Genomic DNA, 13,937 nt, shown 5'->3' with positions numbered 1-13,937 from the left:
CTGTCATCAGGTCGATATCTTCGACTACTGCGGCTCGCCACTCTCCCATCCCGGTTCCTGGGCCAGCCAGTGCTCGACACCCTCCGACCAACCGGCCGGCCCCCGCGCTTGCGTTCGATAGACCCGGGCACTCTCTAGGGTCATCGGTTGGCCATGATGGGCGGCAATGATCACGGCCATGTCCGTCGTCGACAGCAGCGCCAGATCGTTGGGCCCATCACCGAGACCCAGCGTCCTCGGCCGATAGCCACGCAACGACTCGAACCGGGCCAGCAGCCATTCGGCGGCCTGTCCCTTGTCGACCGCGCCCATGACATGCCAGAAACGCCCGCCTCTGGTCAGGCGCAGGCCATCGACGCGCAGCGTCTCATGCAAAGCTTGCAGTTTGGTGTCGTCGTCTTCCCAGACCAGCGGTTCGCTCCCTTCACGACACATAGCCTGCTCGGCACCGGCAGCACTGAGCCCCGTGAGTTCCCGAACCTCGGCCAGGTCCATCTCCCCCATTCGGCGGAAGCGCAGGCCATGGCGCTCGCGCACCACATCCAGACGGCGCCGGATGAAGTCGACATCCATGCTCGGGGTCTTGACCACCAGGCCGTCCGGCGAGGCCGGATCGCGATCCAGTCGCGCATGCTGCCAGGCTGGCGGCAGGCCGATTACGGCGCCGTTCTCGGCGATGAAGGGTGTCTGCTCCAGCCCCAGCTCCTGACGGAGAGCCAGCAGTTCGGCACGGGTCTTGCTGGTGGTGGGAATGACCGGGATCGCCCGCTGCTCGAGACGCTGCAGCCACGAGGCGGCAGGCTGCCAGTCGTAGGTATCGTGGTCCAGTAACGACCCGTCGAGATCGGTGAACACCAGCAACGGTGGCTTGTTCAAGGTCGGCTGTGTCATGGCTTCACCCGCATCGCATCACCTCGTCATGTCGTACGCGATCGGCTGCTTGTCGGCAGTCGTATAGGTGAAGGTAGCACGTATCGTGCCAAACACGACGGCTCCTCGGCGCTGCTGTCGGGCCATGGGCGCGGGCGACAGCGCACCGTTTTGGTGCGCTGATGGCTCGCGGGACGGTGGGTATCAGTCGCGGGCGTGTCTTGCCGCGATCGCGATGACGCCGGCCAGGGTCGCGCGATCGCTATCGATCGCTTCGACCGCGATCCCGGAGGCCTCCAGCGCCAGGGTATAACTCTGCCGCAGCGAATCGGCACCGACGAGATACACCTTGTCGAGCTCGCGACGAGCCGCTTGCATGGCCCTCACCTCCTCGCCGATCAAGACGCCGGAAAGAAAGCTGCCGATCTGCGGCGATTCGAGCCCGGCGTAGAGATGGCGGCTGCGGGCTTCGAAGAGGGCATGCATCACGCCCCCGGGGCAGCCGGCGCGGGAAACGCCGAGGCGAAACGCGCCCTCGTCGAACGGCGCGTCTTCACGAGCCGGCTCTCCCGGCAGGGTGTGGAAACGCACCGCGTGGTAGAGCTCGCCGGTCATCATGGTGGTAAACGCCGTCATGCGGCCGGCATCGAGGCGCGCCCACTTGCTGTGGGTACCCGGCAGGCAGCAGTCGCCACCGTCCACGCCAGCAAGCGCCAGGGCACCAAAGGCCTGAACCTCCTCCCCGCGCATCACGTCGACGTGGGCCGGGGTCACCTGCTTGACCCCCGGCACGATCCAGACGTTGTCGAGGCCCGGTGCGGCGACCACGTTCTGGGCCAGATCGGCGGCGGAGATTGGGAGTTCCAGTTGCGGCGCCTCGTGCCAGCCCCGCGCGGAACCGACCATGCCGGCCAGGTAGACCGGGATTTTCTCAGCGCCCGAAGCCGCGCCCTTAGCGCCCGAAGCCGCGCCTTCAACGCCCGAGGCCGCGCCGCCGCCCTCCCGCCAGTCGTCGGTCTGCGACGCGCAGTAGTGGGGGAATTCGCTCTGAGTCAGCGCGCGCAGGCCGGAGGCCGACCGCCGGCTGTCCTGCACCTCGCCGCTGGCGGTGTCGACCAGAAAGGCGCGGAAGTTGCTGGTTCCCCAGTCGATGACGATCAGGCGCGCCGGTGCCTCGCTACTCATGCATCTGCCTCGCGTTCCATCTGCTCCGCGTGGTGCGCGACTTCGAGCAGCCGACGCCACTCCGCGACCAGCTCGGCCGCGATCTCGCCGACTTCCGCCGCCTTGCGTCCCGGCTTGTAGAGGTTGCTGCCGAAGCCGAAGCCGGCCACCCCGAAGGCGTGCCACTCGCTCATGTTGCTCTTGTCGATGCCGCCGACCGCCAGCACCGGCAGGCCCTTGGGCAGGATCGCACTGATATCCTTGAAGTAGCCCGTGCCCAGGCGTGCCGCCGGGAACAGCTTGAGCGCCGTCGCCCCGGCCTTGGCCGCGGCCAGCGCCTCGCTCGGCGTCATGCAGCCGATCATCGGTGCCAGGCCGTGCTCGACACCGGCCCGAATCACCTCCGGGTCGGTATTGGGTGTGATCAGCAGCGGCGCATCGAGATCGGCCAGCCGCTCGGCGTGCATCGGGTCCAGCACCGTGCCCGCCCCGATCACGACATCGTCCGGACAGCGCCTGGCGATCGCGGCGATGCTGTCCCACGCCCGCGGGGAGTTGAGCGGGATCTCGATCAGCTTGAACCCCGCCGCCACCAGTGCGTCGAACACGGCGTCGATCTCTTCCGGCGTGATCCCGCGCAGGATCGCCACCAACGGCCGTTCGCGCAGCGCCGCCTCCAGGGCGAATTTGCGTGTCTCGTTCATTTCTCTCTCCTCGTTTCGGCCAGTCTAGGGCCGCGCGTTGGAGCGCAGCCAGCAGAGCATCAGCATGTAGCGCTCGAGAGCCAGCCGGACCACACTTTCCTGGATGCTCTGCGTCGGCGAGCAAAGACGGCTGAGCGCCAAGTACGGTGCGCTCGAGAGCCAGCCGAGCGAGCTGAAGCGCAAGGCGCCCGGCGCACAGAACCCGGAGCATATGGGGTATATGTGAGGAGTTCGCGCACCGGGCAACACGGCGATTCACTCGCGCAGGCGGCTATCGAGTGTGCCGTTACCATTCCGCGACGGAACCGTCCTCATGGGTCCAGACGGGGTTACGCCAGCGGTGACCGACCTTGGAACGCTCCTCGACGAACGCTTCGTCGATCTCGACCCCCAATCCCGGGCCCTGAGGGATCGCACAGTAGCCGTCCTCGATGGCCAGGGCGTTCTTGTCCACCAGGTAATCGAGCACGTCGTTGTCCCGATTGTAGTGGATGCCCATGCTCTGCTCCTGGATGAAGGCGTTATGGCTGACGGCATCGACGTGTAGAGAAGCCGCCAACGTCAACGGTCCCAGCGGGCAGTGAGGGGCCAGCGCCACATCGAAGCAGGAGGCCAGCGTGGCGATCTTCATGCCCTCGCTGATACCGCCACAGTGGGACAGATCGGGCTGGACGATGTCGACCATGCCTTCGACCAGCAGATCGCGAAACTGGTAGCGGGTGTGCAACCGCTCCCCGGTGGCGATGGGGTAGCCGAGGCCGCCGGCGATATGCTTGAGGCTGGGCAGGTGTTCCGGCAACACCGGCTCCTCGACGAACATCGGATGATACGGTTCCAGCTCCCGCAGCAGCGCCTTGGCCATGGGGCGATGGACGCGACCGTGGAAGTCGATGCCGATACCGACATCCGGCCCCACGGCGTCGCGGGCCTCGGCGACCCGGGCGACCGCCTCGTCCACCTTGGCATGAGAGTCGACGATCGCCATCTCGGCGGTGCCGTTCATCTTGAACGCGGTAAAGCCTTTATCGACCAGCGCCTTGGCGCCCGCGCCCACATCGCTGGGCCTGTCGCCGCCGGTCCAGGCGTACATCCGCATCCTGTCGCGACAGGCTCCGCCCAGCAGTTGATGCACCGGCACGCCGAGATCGCGGCCCTTGAGATCCCATAGCGCCTGGTCGATACCGGCGATGGCACTCATCAGGATCGGCCCGCCACGATAGAACCCCGCGCGATAGAGGATGTTCCACAAGTGCTCGATACGGCGCGGGTCCTGGCCGATCAGATAGTCGGAGAGCTCGTGTACGGCGGCCTCCACCGTGGCGGCGCGCCCCTCCACCACCGGTTCGCCCCAGCCGTAGCAGCCTTCGTCGGTCTCGATCTTGAGAAACAACCAGCGCGGCGGCACCTGCCAGGTCTTCAAGCGGGTAATCTTCATGGTTCACCTTTTTCTGCAAAGCGATTCGTTCAATTCAGCTCCCGCCGACGCCAGACGGGTCGGCGCAGCCAGGGCAGTCGGTAGCTCGAGCACCGCCGTCACCGCTCCCCGGTCGATGACGGCATCACGATCGCCGGCGGATTCTCGACCAGATCCTCCATGCCGAGATCACGGCCGGTGCGCTTGAGCACCGACAGCGCCGCTTCGGCTGCCTGCTGGGGCTGACGCAGGCGGATTGCCTCCATCACCCGACGATGGCGCGTCATGCTGTCAGCGAGATCCTTGGCGCTGTGCAGCGTGGCGCTCTGGTTGGAACGCTCGACGATCAGCGCGATGGCCGGTTTGAGCACATGACTGATCTGCGCCCAGATCAGGTTGTGGGACGCGGCGAAGATCGCCTCGTGGAATGCCACGTCGTAAGCGTTGTAGCTCTCTCCCTGCCAGTGCAGGTCCTCGCGCTCGAGCGTGCGGGCCATGCCTTCGTAGGCGGTTTCGATGGCCAGCAGATCCGAGGCGGTGGCATGGGTGGCAGCCAGGCCGGCAACGAACGGTTCCACCGCCACGCGAAAGGCGAAGACTTCCCGCTGGAGATGTGGGTTGGGCCGGGCGTAGCGTGCCATCCAGGCGCTGACCTGGGGGTCGAGAAGATGCCAGGAGGCCAGCTCGCAGACCCGCGTCCCCTGTCCGGAAATACGCACCAGCAAGCCGGCGTTGACCAGTTTCTGCAGCGCACTGCGAACGGTGCTGCGGCTGACACCGAAGCGCTCGCAGAGATCGACTTCCCGCGGGATCATGGCGCCGATCGCATAGCGCCCGCCGAACACGGCCTCGGCCAGCGCTTCGGCGATATCGGGCTTCGGCCCGCTGGAAGGGCAGGTTGCTGGAGGATCTGCTGCCATTGCGATGTTCAACTCACAGCCGCTTATGTCCGACATAGCTTCAAGCAAGTGGATGTGTGTGGCTGTTAGACCATGGTCACAGACAAGACTAAAGTTGTAAGAGCTCCCCTCTCACTCTCACGTTTTGCGGCAGCGCGTCCACCCCTCCTTTTCTCATCTTTCGTTCCGACCCGCCACCGCTGCGGTCGAGACCTAGGGTCTCCGCGACGCCGTCTGGGGCCATAACGAAAATGCCCCTCCGAGGAGGGGCATCATAAACCGCAAGCCGGGTCCGATCAGCGATAGACCGGGAGCCGGGAGCAGACGGCCTCGACCCTGGTCTTGACCTCGCCTTCGACCTGGCTGGAGTCGCCCTGCTGCATGGCATCGAGAATGTCGCAGATCCAGCCGGCCAGATCGCGACACTCGGCCTCGCCGAAACCGCGTGTGGTCACCGCGGGGGTGCCGATACGCAGGCCGGACGTCACGAACGGGCTCTGCGGATCGTCCGGCACCGCATTCTTGTTGACGGTGATATGGGCACGACCCAGCGCCGCATCGGCATCCTTCCCGGTCAGCCCCTGCTTGACCAGCGACAGCAGGAAGAGATGATCCTCGGTACCACCGGACACCACTTCGTAGCCACGCTCGAGGAAGACGCCGGCCATCGCCTGGGCGTTCTTGACCACCTGCTGCTGGTAGGTCTTGAACTCGGGGTCCATCGCCTCCTTGAAGCAGATCGCCTTGGCCGCGATCACGTGCATCAGCGGCCCGCCCTGCCCACCGGGGAAGACGGCGGACTGCAACTTCTTCTCGATCTCGGCATCGTTCTCGGCCGACAGGATCAGGCCCCCGCGCGGGCCACGCAGCGTCTTGTGCGTGGTGGTGGTGACCACGTGAGCATGAGGCAGCGGGCTCGGATAGACGCCTGCCGCGACCAGGCCGGCGACATGGGCCATGTCGACCAGCAGAAAGGCACCCACGCTGTCGGCGATCTCGCGGAACTTGGCCCAGTCGATGATCTGGGAGTAGGCCGAGAAGCCAGCGATGATCATCTTGGGCTGATGTTCCTTGGCCAGCTTGGCGACTTCCTCGTAATCGATCCGGCCGCTGGCGTCGATGCCGTACTGGACCGCGTTGTAGTGCTTGCCCGAAAAGCTCGGCTTGGCACCGTGGGTCAGGTGGCCACCGGCATCCAGGCTCATGCCCAGCACGGTATCGCCCGGCTTGACCAGCGCCTGGAAAACCGCGCCGTTGGCTTGCGAGCCGGAGTGCGGCTGGACATTGGCGTAGCTCGCGCCGAACAGCTCCTTGGCGTAGTCGATGGCCATCTGCTCGACCACGTCGACATGCTCGCAACCACCGTAGTAACGCTTGCCGGGATAACCTTCCGCGTACTTGTTGGTCAGTTGCGTGCCCTGGGCCTGCATCACGCGCGGGCTGGCATAGTTTTCGGAAGCGATCAGCTCGATATGGGCTTCCTGGCGCGCGACTTCCTGCTGCATCGCGTCCCAAAGGGCATCATCGAATCCGGCAATCTGCATCTCTCGGGTGAACATCGACGGGAATCCTCGGCTCGGGGATGGTTCAACTACCAGCGGCGCCAGTCCGGCATCCGGCGGCTCGATATCAAAATCGTAAGCGCACGGTTTGAAAAGGCGGCGAGCGAAACCCAGACAAGTCAGGAGTCGGCGAGGAAGCGGAATTTACACGAGCGTAAACGCGCCTTTCGAACCGATCTTCAACGCTGTATGGGCGAGCGCAGGCTCTTTTCAGGTGCAGCGTGGGGCGCAATGATACCCCAGCGCTGACGGCCTTTCCTATGAAAGTCCGTCATGCGCTGAACCATAATTTCTCACCTTGGCTTTAGCTTGGGTAAAACGTGCCCGGGAGCGTCGTCCGTCGTCCCGCCCCCGTCACATTCGCTATCCTGCGGTGGCTTCATGCCCCCATCAGGTCTCTCCCAACAATCGCAGGCTGGCCATCGGCGCCTGCCGACGAGTCCCCCGGGAGAGCAGAAAACCGACGCCGCCCACCAGCGCCGCCCCCAATAGCGGCATGATCCCCCACATCAGCCAGTGCATTCTCGGCACCAACCCCAGCCAGCCGTAGATGCCCAGCGCCGCCGCCTCCGCCAGTGCGGCGCCCAGCAAGCCGCTGACAAGACCGAGCAAGGCGAATTCGGCCAACTGCATGCGAGACAGCGTCCGGTTACCGGCACCGAACACCCTCAGCAGCGCGCCTTCGTGGGCGCGTGCCGGGCGACTGGCGGTCAACGCCGCGTAGAGGACGCTGACCCCGGCCAGCAGCACGAAGCCCAGCACGAACTCGATGGCCCGGGTCACCTGGCCGAGGATGCCACGGACCTGTTCCAGCAACGCCTCGACGTTGAGCACCGACACGCCGGGATATCGCTGCACCATCTCACCCAGCATTTGGTTGCCGCCGTCGGGAAGGTGGAAGGAGGTGATATAGCTGTGACCGAAACCCTCCAGCGCCCCGGGAGGAAAGATGATGAAGAAATTGGGCTGAAAGCTCTCCCAATCCAGATGACGCAGACTGGTGATTCGGCCCGTGATGCTGTCACTGCCGATGGTGAAGGTCATCTCGTCGCCCAGGGAGAGGCCCAGCCTCCCGGCCAACTCCTCCTCGACCGAGATCGGCACGGCACCATCGCCCGACGCCGCGTCGGTGTCGAACCACCCGCCCTCGGTGATCCGATTGCCCTCGGGCAGTGCGGCGCGCCAGGTCAGGTTGAGGTCGCGGCGAAGTGCGCCGTCGTTGCGGGACTCTTCAGGAACCCGCTGCGCCGGCGGCTCACCGTCGATGGCGGTCAGGCGCCCGCGCACCATCGGGTACAGGCCGCTGGCGCTGTCGGCAGTGTCCTCGATCAGCGTTTCGACCCCGGCCCGCTCCTGCGGCTGAATATTGATCGCGAAGTAGTTGGGGGTGTCGACCGGCAGTTGGGCCTGCCAGGTGGTGAGCAGGTCACCTCTGACCAGCGCGATGATCGCCATCGCCGCGAAGGTGACGGAAAAAGCCAGCAGTTGCCCGAGGCTGGCCGTGCGCCGGCGCGCCAACTGACGTCCTCCCAGTTGCCAGGCCCGCCCCTTTTGCCCCCCTTGTGGCAAGCGAGCCAGCACGGCGAGCAGCAGTTGCAACATCGCCTGCCCCACCCCCCACAGAACGACCAGCGCGACCAGGCCGCCCAGCAGAATGCCCAGCGCCAGCGCCGGGTCACCGGAGTAGAGCCACAGCAGGGCACCGAACACGAGACTGGCGAACGCCACGACCAGCCACCCGGCGGCCGGAATCGGATCGAGCTCGCGCCGCAGCACCTTGAGCGCACTGACACGCTTCAGCCTCAGTAGCGTCGGTCCGGCGAAACCCACCAGCACTGCGAGAGCGGTCAGAACGCCCATCAGCCAGGGCATTCCGCCCGGCGGCGGCAGTTCCAGCGGCAGAAAGCGGGTCAACAGTGCCAGCAGCACCGCCTGCCCTGCCAGCCCCAGCAAGGCCCCCACCACCGCCGCGACGAGGCCCAGCCACGCCAGTTGCCAGGCGAAGAGCTGGCCCAGTTGCCGTTGCGAGGCACCGAAGCAGCGCAGCAGCGCCGCGGTATCGAGATGGCGATCGACATAGCGCCGCGTGGCCATGGCCACGGCCACACCGGCAAGCAGAACCGCCGCCAGCCCTGCCAGGCTCAGATACTTCTGCGCCCGGTCCAGGGAGCGTCCCAGACTGGGCCGGTCCACCCGTACGTCTCGAATCTCGACCCCGGCATCGCGCAGCGCTTCGAGTCGCGCGGCGAGTCCGTCGATCGCCGCCGGCGGCCCGGCGGCCAGCAGCTCGTACTCGATTCGCGAGCCGGGCCTGACCAGCTCCGTCGCCTCGAGGTCCTGGATGTTGAGCATGATGCGCGGCGTCAGCCCGGCGAACCCGGCCTGCTGGTCAGGTTCACGATCGATCAGGCCGGTGATGGTCAACGACAGCGCCCCGACCTGGACACGATCGCCGATGCCCGCGTCCAGCAGTTGCGCCAGCCTGGGTGCGATCCACGCGCTGCCCGGCGCCGGGCCGTGATCCACGCCCTCGACGCCACTGCCCCGATCGACCCGGACCTGACCGTAGAGCGGATAGTGGTCATCCACCACCTTGAGACCCGCCGGCTGGAAGGCATCCCCTTGGCTCACCATCGATACCAGATCGACCTGGTCGCTCAGTTCGAGCCCGGCGTGACGGAGCTCTTGGCGAAGCTCATCGTCGAACGCCCGCCCCTGCTCCAGCACCAGATCGCCGCCCAGCAGCTGTCCCGCCTGTCGCGTCAGTCCCCGGTCGAGACGGTCGAGAAAGAAACCGATCATGGTAGTGGCCGCCACGGCCAGGGCCAACGCGACGAACAGCGCCCGGACATCGGCAGCGCGCAGGTCGCGCCTGAGCCCCTTGAGCGAGAGCGCGATCAGGTTCATGCCTCGACTCCATGCCGCCGCTCGATCGCCGTCAATGCACCACCCTCGAGCCGGAGGCAGCGGTCGCACCGCGTCGCCAGCGCCATGTCGTGGGTAACGAGGATCAAGGTTGTCCCGGATTCTCGGTTGAGGTCGAAGAGCAGATCGATGATGCGGCTGCCAGTCGCTTCGTCGAGATTGCCGGTAGGCTCGTCGGCGAAGACCAGATCGGGATCGGCCACGAACGCGCGCGCCACTGCCACCCGTTGCTGCTCACCGCCGGAGAGCTGCTTGGGCAGGTGGTCGAGACGCTCGCCCAGCCCGACACGCTCGAGCCATTGACGACTTTTGGCAGCCACGTCTTGCCGAGGCGACAGTTCCAGCGGCAACATGACGTTTTCCAAGGCAGTAAGCGTGGGTAATAACTGGAAGTTCTGAAAGACGAAACCGACACGGCCGGCGCGGAGAGCCGCGCGTCCATCCTCGTCCAGGTCGCTCAGCGACTGGCCGAACATCTGGAGCTCTCCCGAGCTGGGCGCGTCGAGTCCCGCCAGAAGCCCCAGCAGAGTGGATTTACCGGCGCCGGAACTTCCCACGATGGCTACACTCTCACCGCAGTCGACATCCAGCGTCAGCGATTCGAGAATAACCAGCTCTCGTTCTCCACTTGTTACCCGTTTGGCGAGCTGGCTGGCGTGTAGAATTCGCTTTCGTTCATGGTCGGAGGAGTGAGACATGGTGCCTGGTTTCCCTGTGTTTGGTAGCAAGATGCCTATCGCCAAGCTGGCGAGGCGCTGTGCGGGTGGCGCACTGTTATTGTGTGTTGCCGTGCTATCGCTGACGCCGGGCGCAGCCCGCGCCGACACCATCCTGGTGATGGGCGACAGCTTGAGCGCAGCCTATGGCATCGACCCACAGGCCGGATGGGTCACTCTGCTGGAAAAGCGGTTGGGTAGTGAGCATGAAGTCGTCAATGCCAGCATCAGTGGCGAGACGACGTCGGGTGGCTCGGCACGGCTTCCCGAAGTTCTCGGACAATATCATCCCGATATCGTTCTGCTGGAGCTTGGCGGCAATGATGGGCTGCGCGGACTTTCCCCCCAGCAGATGCAGGTCAACCTGGCGAAGATGATCGAGCGTAGCCAGAAAGAGAACGCCAAGGTTCTGCTGCTCGGCATCGAGGTACCCCCCAATTACGGTCCCGCCTATACAGACGCTTTCCGTGACGTGTTCACCCAGCTGGCTCGCGACTACCAGGTCCCGCTGTTGCCATTCCTGCTCGAAGGCGTTGATCTCGACACCATGCTGCAGGATGACGGCATCCACCCCACCGCCGAGGCCCAACCCATCATTCTCGATAACGTCTGGTCGAAACTGGAACCGATGCTGTCGCCATCGACGAGCACGGCTGGCTGATGGCGCATCGGCTTCCGGTATCGCGGCTACGGCTCAAGCCCGGCCGAACCGCTGGCGGTGATGTCTCGACCTGCTATCGTTAACACATTGAAAACGCTCGCGACGTAGTACATGGCGAGCTGGATCGGCAAGGAGGCTGAGTAATGGAAACGGAGACGGCTTTGGTCGCCGCCTACCAGCTCGACGGCAAGGGCGGCGGTACGCTGCTCAGTGTCCGTCAGCTTCGAGAGGCCTGGGCCGACCCCGAGCGGCCGCTTTGGATGCATCTCGATTTCCGCCACGAGGATGTCCATACCTACCTGGAGGAAATCGCCGGACTCGACGAGGCACCGGTCGAGGCCCTGCTGGAGGAGGATACCCGGCCGCGCGTCGCCAAATTCCGTAATGGCGCCGTCAGCACCCTGCGCGGGATCAATCTCAACCCCGGTGCCGCGCCCGAGGATCTCATATCGCTGCGTATCTGGAGTGCACCGAACCGCCTGATAACCCTGCGCCGTCGCCCACTTAAATCCGTCGGCGACGTACGTGAGCGGATCGACGACGGCAGCGGCGCGCTGTCGATCTCGGACCTGCTGGCCTGGTTGACGGAAGCCTTGGTGGACAAGGTCGGTGATGTCGCGCACCAGCTCGACGACCGATTGGGCGAGCTCGAGGAAGATCTGCTCAGCGACCGGGAGATCGATCCCGACGACCTCTCCCGCCTGCGGCGGTCGCTGATCACGCTACGTCGCTTCATGGGGCCGCAGCGGGACTGCCTGGATCAGATTGCCCACGGCCCCAGCTGGTACGACGAGGATACCAAGGTCTCGATCCGCGAGAGTGCCAACCAGTTGTCCCGCTACGTGGAAGATTTCCACGCCATGCAGGAGCGTGCCTTGATCCTGCAGGAACAGCTCTTCAGCGAACACAACGAGCGCCTCAATCAACGCATGTACATGCTGGCGATCGTCACAACCGTGTTCTTGCCACTCAGCTTCCTGACCGGGCTCCTCGGGATCAACGTGGGAGGCATACCCGGCGCCAACAGCCCCTACGGCTTCGTGGTCTTCCTGGCGATTACCGCTCTCGTGGGCGGCTGGGTGATGTGGCTGCTCAAGCGCAAGCACTGGTGGTAGCTGGTAGCTGGTAGCTGGTAGCTGGTAGCTGGTAGCTGGTAGCTAGAAGACAGGATGCAATCAACGATACTGCTACAAGCTCAGGGGGTTGGCCTTGCTTGCTCTTCCCACTTCCAGGCGCGCAGCGGCGCTCTTCCAGCTTCAGGCTTTATCTCTATCCGTATGCCCCAGGTCACGTTCTGGATCCAGGCGGTCACGGACCCGGCGCTTCAGCTCCTTGATATCGGGGAAACCGCCGTCGCGCTTGCGCTCCCATAGCGTCTCGTCGTCGTAGAGCACCTCGAAGTGCCCGCCATGACTGGGTGCCAACGCCACCTGATCGAGATCTTCGCCAAAGGTCTGCAGCAGCTCCTGGGCATACCAGCCAGCGCGCAGCAGCCACTGGCATTGCGTACAATAATGAATTCGAACCTCTGCCATCCGCTCGCTCTCCCGCTCCGTGACGATCATGTGCCGACGATAGAATGCCATGATGCGCCGGCCGGAACGGCTCGCTCAAGGGGAACCCGCGACGGATTCGCAGCGATCAGCACCAGAAAACAGGGAACGTTTTCATGTCAGTCAAAGAAACCAGCCTCACCCGCCTCTTCGAGCGCGTCACCGGCGATGAAGACAGCCGGATGTGTCGTGATATCTCCGACGAAGCCTGCCAGGAGCAGCCCGGCAACTTCTTTCGCCACCTCGTCGCCGCCCTCGGCAACAAGCTGGCGGACGAGCTCTCCAACGCCCGCCTGATACTGCCCTGGCTGATGGGCGCGATCGGAGCACCGGTCTGGATGGTGGGATTGCTGGTCCCGATCCGCGAGGCGGGCGCCCTGCTGCCGCAACTTCTGATCGCCGGCTACATCCGGCTGCTCCCCATTCGCAAGTGGGTGTGGGTCGCCGGCGGTGTGGTCCAGGCCATTGGTGCCCTGTGCCTGACGCTACTGGCACTGTTCGGCCAGGGCGGCTGGGGCGGAGCCTTGGTGCTGATCGCCCTGACCGGCCTGTCGCTCGGGCGCGGGCTCTCTTCGGTCGCTACCAAGGACGTTCTCGGCAAGACCATTGCCAAACAGCGCCGGGGTACGTTGATGGGGTGGAGCGCCAGCGTCGCCGGCGCCCTGACACTGCTCGTCGGCGCCATCCTGATTCTCCTCGGCAATCAGCCGGGCACCCTGGCACTGGCCATTCTGCTGTTCGCCGCCGCCTTGGGGTGGGGCTTGAACGCACTGTGTGCCGCGCTGATTCACGAAGCCCCGGGCGCCACCGAGGGCGGTGCCAACGCCTGGGACAGCGTCAAGCAAGGTATTGCCCTGATGCGGCGCGATCGCCGCTTCCTGCATTTCAACCTCTCGCGCGCACTGTTGCTGTCCAGCGCCCTCGCGCTCCCCTATCTTGCCCTGCTCGGACAGCAGAACAGCGGCACCGACCTGGCCAGCCTCGGCATCCTGATCCTGACCTCCGGGGGCGCAGGCATGATCGCCGGCCCAATCTGGGGCCGGCTGGCGGACCGTTCCAGCCGCCGGGTGATGCGCGACAGCGCCATCGGGGCGGCCGCGTGTTGTCTGGCCGGCGCCGCCTGCGTGTGGCTGCCCGAGTCCGTACGCACCAGCGTGTGGCCATATGCCGTTGTCTATGGTTTGTTGATGATTGCCCACGCCGGCATTCGCCTGGGGCGCAAGACCTATGTCGTCGATCTCGCGGACAGCGACACCCGCGCGCTCTATGTCGCCTTCTCGAATACCTTTACCGGTATCCTGATGCTCGTCGTCGGCCTGCTTCTGGGCGCATTCGCCCATTGGCTGGGCAGCGCCGGCCTGTTGCTGGTTCTCGCGGCGCTGGCCATCGCGGCCGCCTTGAGCTCCCACGCCCTCGCCGAAGTCGAGTCGGAGCCCCGCTCGTAAAGCGTTGTAATCCCACGATACCGT

At 65.2% G+C, this 13,937-nt stretch carries 12 protein-coding genes; 3 read left to right on the top strand and 9 right to left on the bottom strand.

Annotation, left to right across the window (positions count from 1 at the left end; translation table 11 throughout):
- Positions 1–24: 24 nt before the first annotated feature.
- The 8 genes from DOM56_RS13250 to DOM56_RS13215 form a co-directional block, all read right to left on the bottom strand.
- Positions 25–891 carry an HAD-IIB family hydrolase gene (locus DOM56_RS13250; protein ID WP_110709520.1) on the bottom strand — a complete coding sequence of 289 codons (867 nt, stop codon included), beginning with the start codon at positions 889–891 and terminating at the stop codon, positions 25–27.
- A 183-nt stretch (positions 892–1,074) separates the two neighbouring features.
- Positions 1,075–2,055 carry a 2-dehydro-3-deoxygalactonokinase gene (locus tag DOM56_RS13245; RefSeq protein WP_110709518.1) on the bottom strand — a complete coding sequence of 327 codons (981 nt, stop codon included), beginning with the start codon at positions 2,053–2,055 and terminating at the stop codon, positions 1,075–1,077.
- Entirely contained in the window at positions 2,052–2,738 is a 687-nt protein-coding gene (locus DOM56_RS13240) for a 2-dehydro-3-deoxy-6-phosphogalactonate aldolase (protein ID WP_110602985.1), read from the bottom strand. Before DOM56_RS13240 ends, DOM56_RS13245 begins: the two co-directional genes overlap by 4 nt.
- A 286-nt stretch (positions 2,739–3,024) precedes the next feature.
- Positions 3,025–4,173 carry a galactonate dehydratase gene (gene dgoD, locus DOM56_RS13235; RefSeq protein ID WP_110602984.1) on the bottom strand — a complete coding sequence of 383 codons (1,149 nt, stop codon included), beginning with the start codon at positions 4,171–4,173 and terminating at the stop codon, positions 3,025–3,027.
- Positions 4,174–4,271: 98 nt separating this feature from the next.
- Positions 4,272–5,072, bottom strand: a complete 801-nt coding sequence (locus DOM56_RS13230) for an FCD domain-containing protein (protein ID WP_110602982.1) — start codon at positions 5,070–5,072, stop codon at positions 4,272–4,274.
- A gap of 275 nt (positions 5,073–5,347) precedes the next feature.
- Positions 5,348–6,610, bottom strand: coding sequence for a serine hydroxymethyltransferase (gene glyA, locus DOM56_RS13225; RefSeq protein WP_110709517.1), 1,263 nt, complete (start codon positions 6,608–6,610; stop codon positions 5,348–5,350).
- Between the two features lie 393 nt (positions 6,611–7,003).
- Positions 7,004–9,520 (bottom strand): FtsX-like permease family protein, encoded by a 2,517-nt coding sequence (locus DOM56_RS13220; RefSeq protein WP_110709514.1) that lies wholly within the window; start codon positions 9,518–9,520, stop codon positions 7,004–7,006.
- Entirely contained in the window at positions 9,517–10,236 is a 720-nt protein-coding gene (locus tag DOM56_RS13215; RefSeq protein ID WP_110709512.1) for an ATP-binding cassette domain-containing protein, read from the bottom strand. The genes DOM56_RS13220 and DOM56_RS13215 overlap by 4 nt, the downstream gene beginning before the upstream one ends.
- Positions 10,237–10,267: 31 nt before the next feature.
- Between DOM56_RS13215 and DOM56_RS13210 the strand changes: the two genes are divergently transcribed.
- Both DOM56_RS13210 and DOM56_RS13205 read left to right on the top strand, forming a co-directional pair.
- Positions 10,268–10,915, top strand: a complete 648-nt coding sequence (locus DOM56_RS13210) for an arylesterase (protein ID WP_110709747.1) — start codon at positions 10,268–10,270, stop codon at positions 10,913–10,915.
- Between the two features lie 143 nt (positions 10,916–11,058).
- Complete coding sequence (locus tag DOM56_RS13205; RefSeq protein ID WP_110709510.1) at positions 11,059–12,030, top strand: zinc transporter ZntB; 972 nt, start codon at positions 11,059–11,061, stop codon at positions 12,028–12,030.
- Between the two features lie 141 nt (positions 12,031–12,171).
- Here the strand turns inward: DOM56_RS13205 and DOM56_RS13200 are convergent, their stop codons facing one another.
- Entirely contained in the window at positions 12,172–12,450 is a 279-nt protein-coding gene (locus tag DOM56_RS13200; protein WP_110709746.1) for a SelT/SelW/SelH family protein, read from the bottom strand.
- Between the two features lie 134 nt (positions 12,451–12,584).
- On the opposite strand from DOM56_RS13200, the gene DOM56_RS13195 reads away from it, so the two are divergent.
- Positions 12,585–13,913, top strand: a complete 1,329-nt coding sequence (locus DOM56_RS13195; RefSeq protein ID WP_110709508.1) for an MFS transporter — start codon at positions 12,585–12,587, stop codon at positions 13,911–13,913.
- Positions 13,914–13,937: the final 24 nt, after the last annotated feature.

This window comes from Salinicola sp. CR57 (genome assembly GCF_003206585.1).
Taxonomy (GTDB): domain Bacteria; phylum Pseudomonadota; class Gammaproteobacteria; order Pseudomonadales; family Halomonadaceae; genus Salinicola; species Salinicola lusitanus.
The sequence above is the reverse complement of the archived record's forward strand: the minus strand, read 5'-3'. Positions and strand labels throughout refer to the sequence as shown.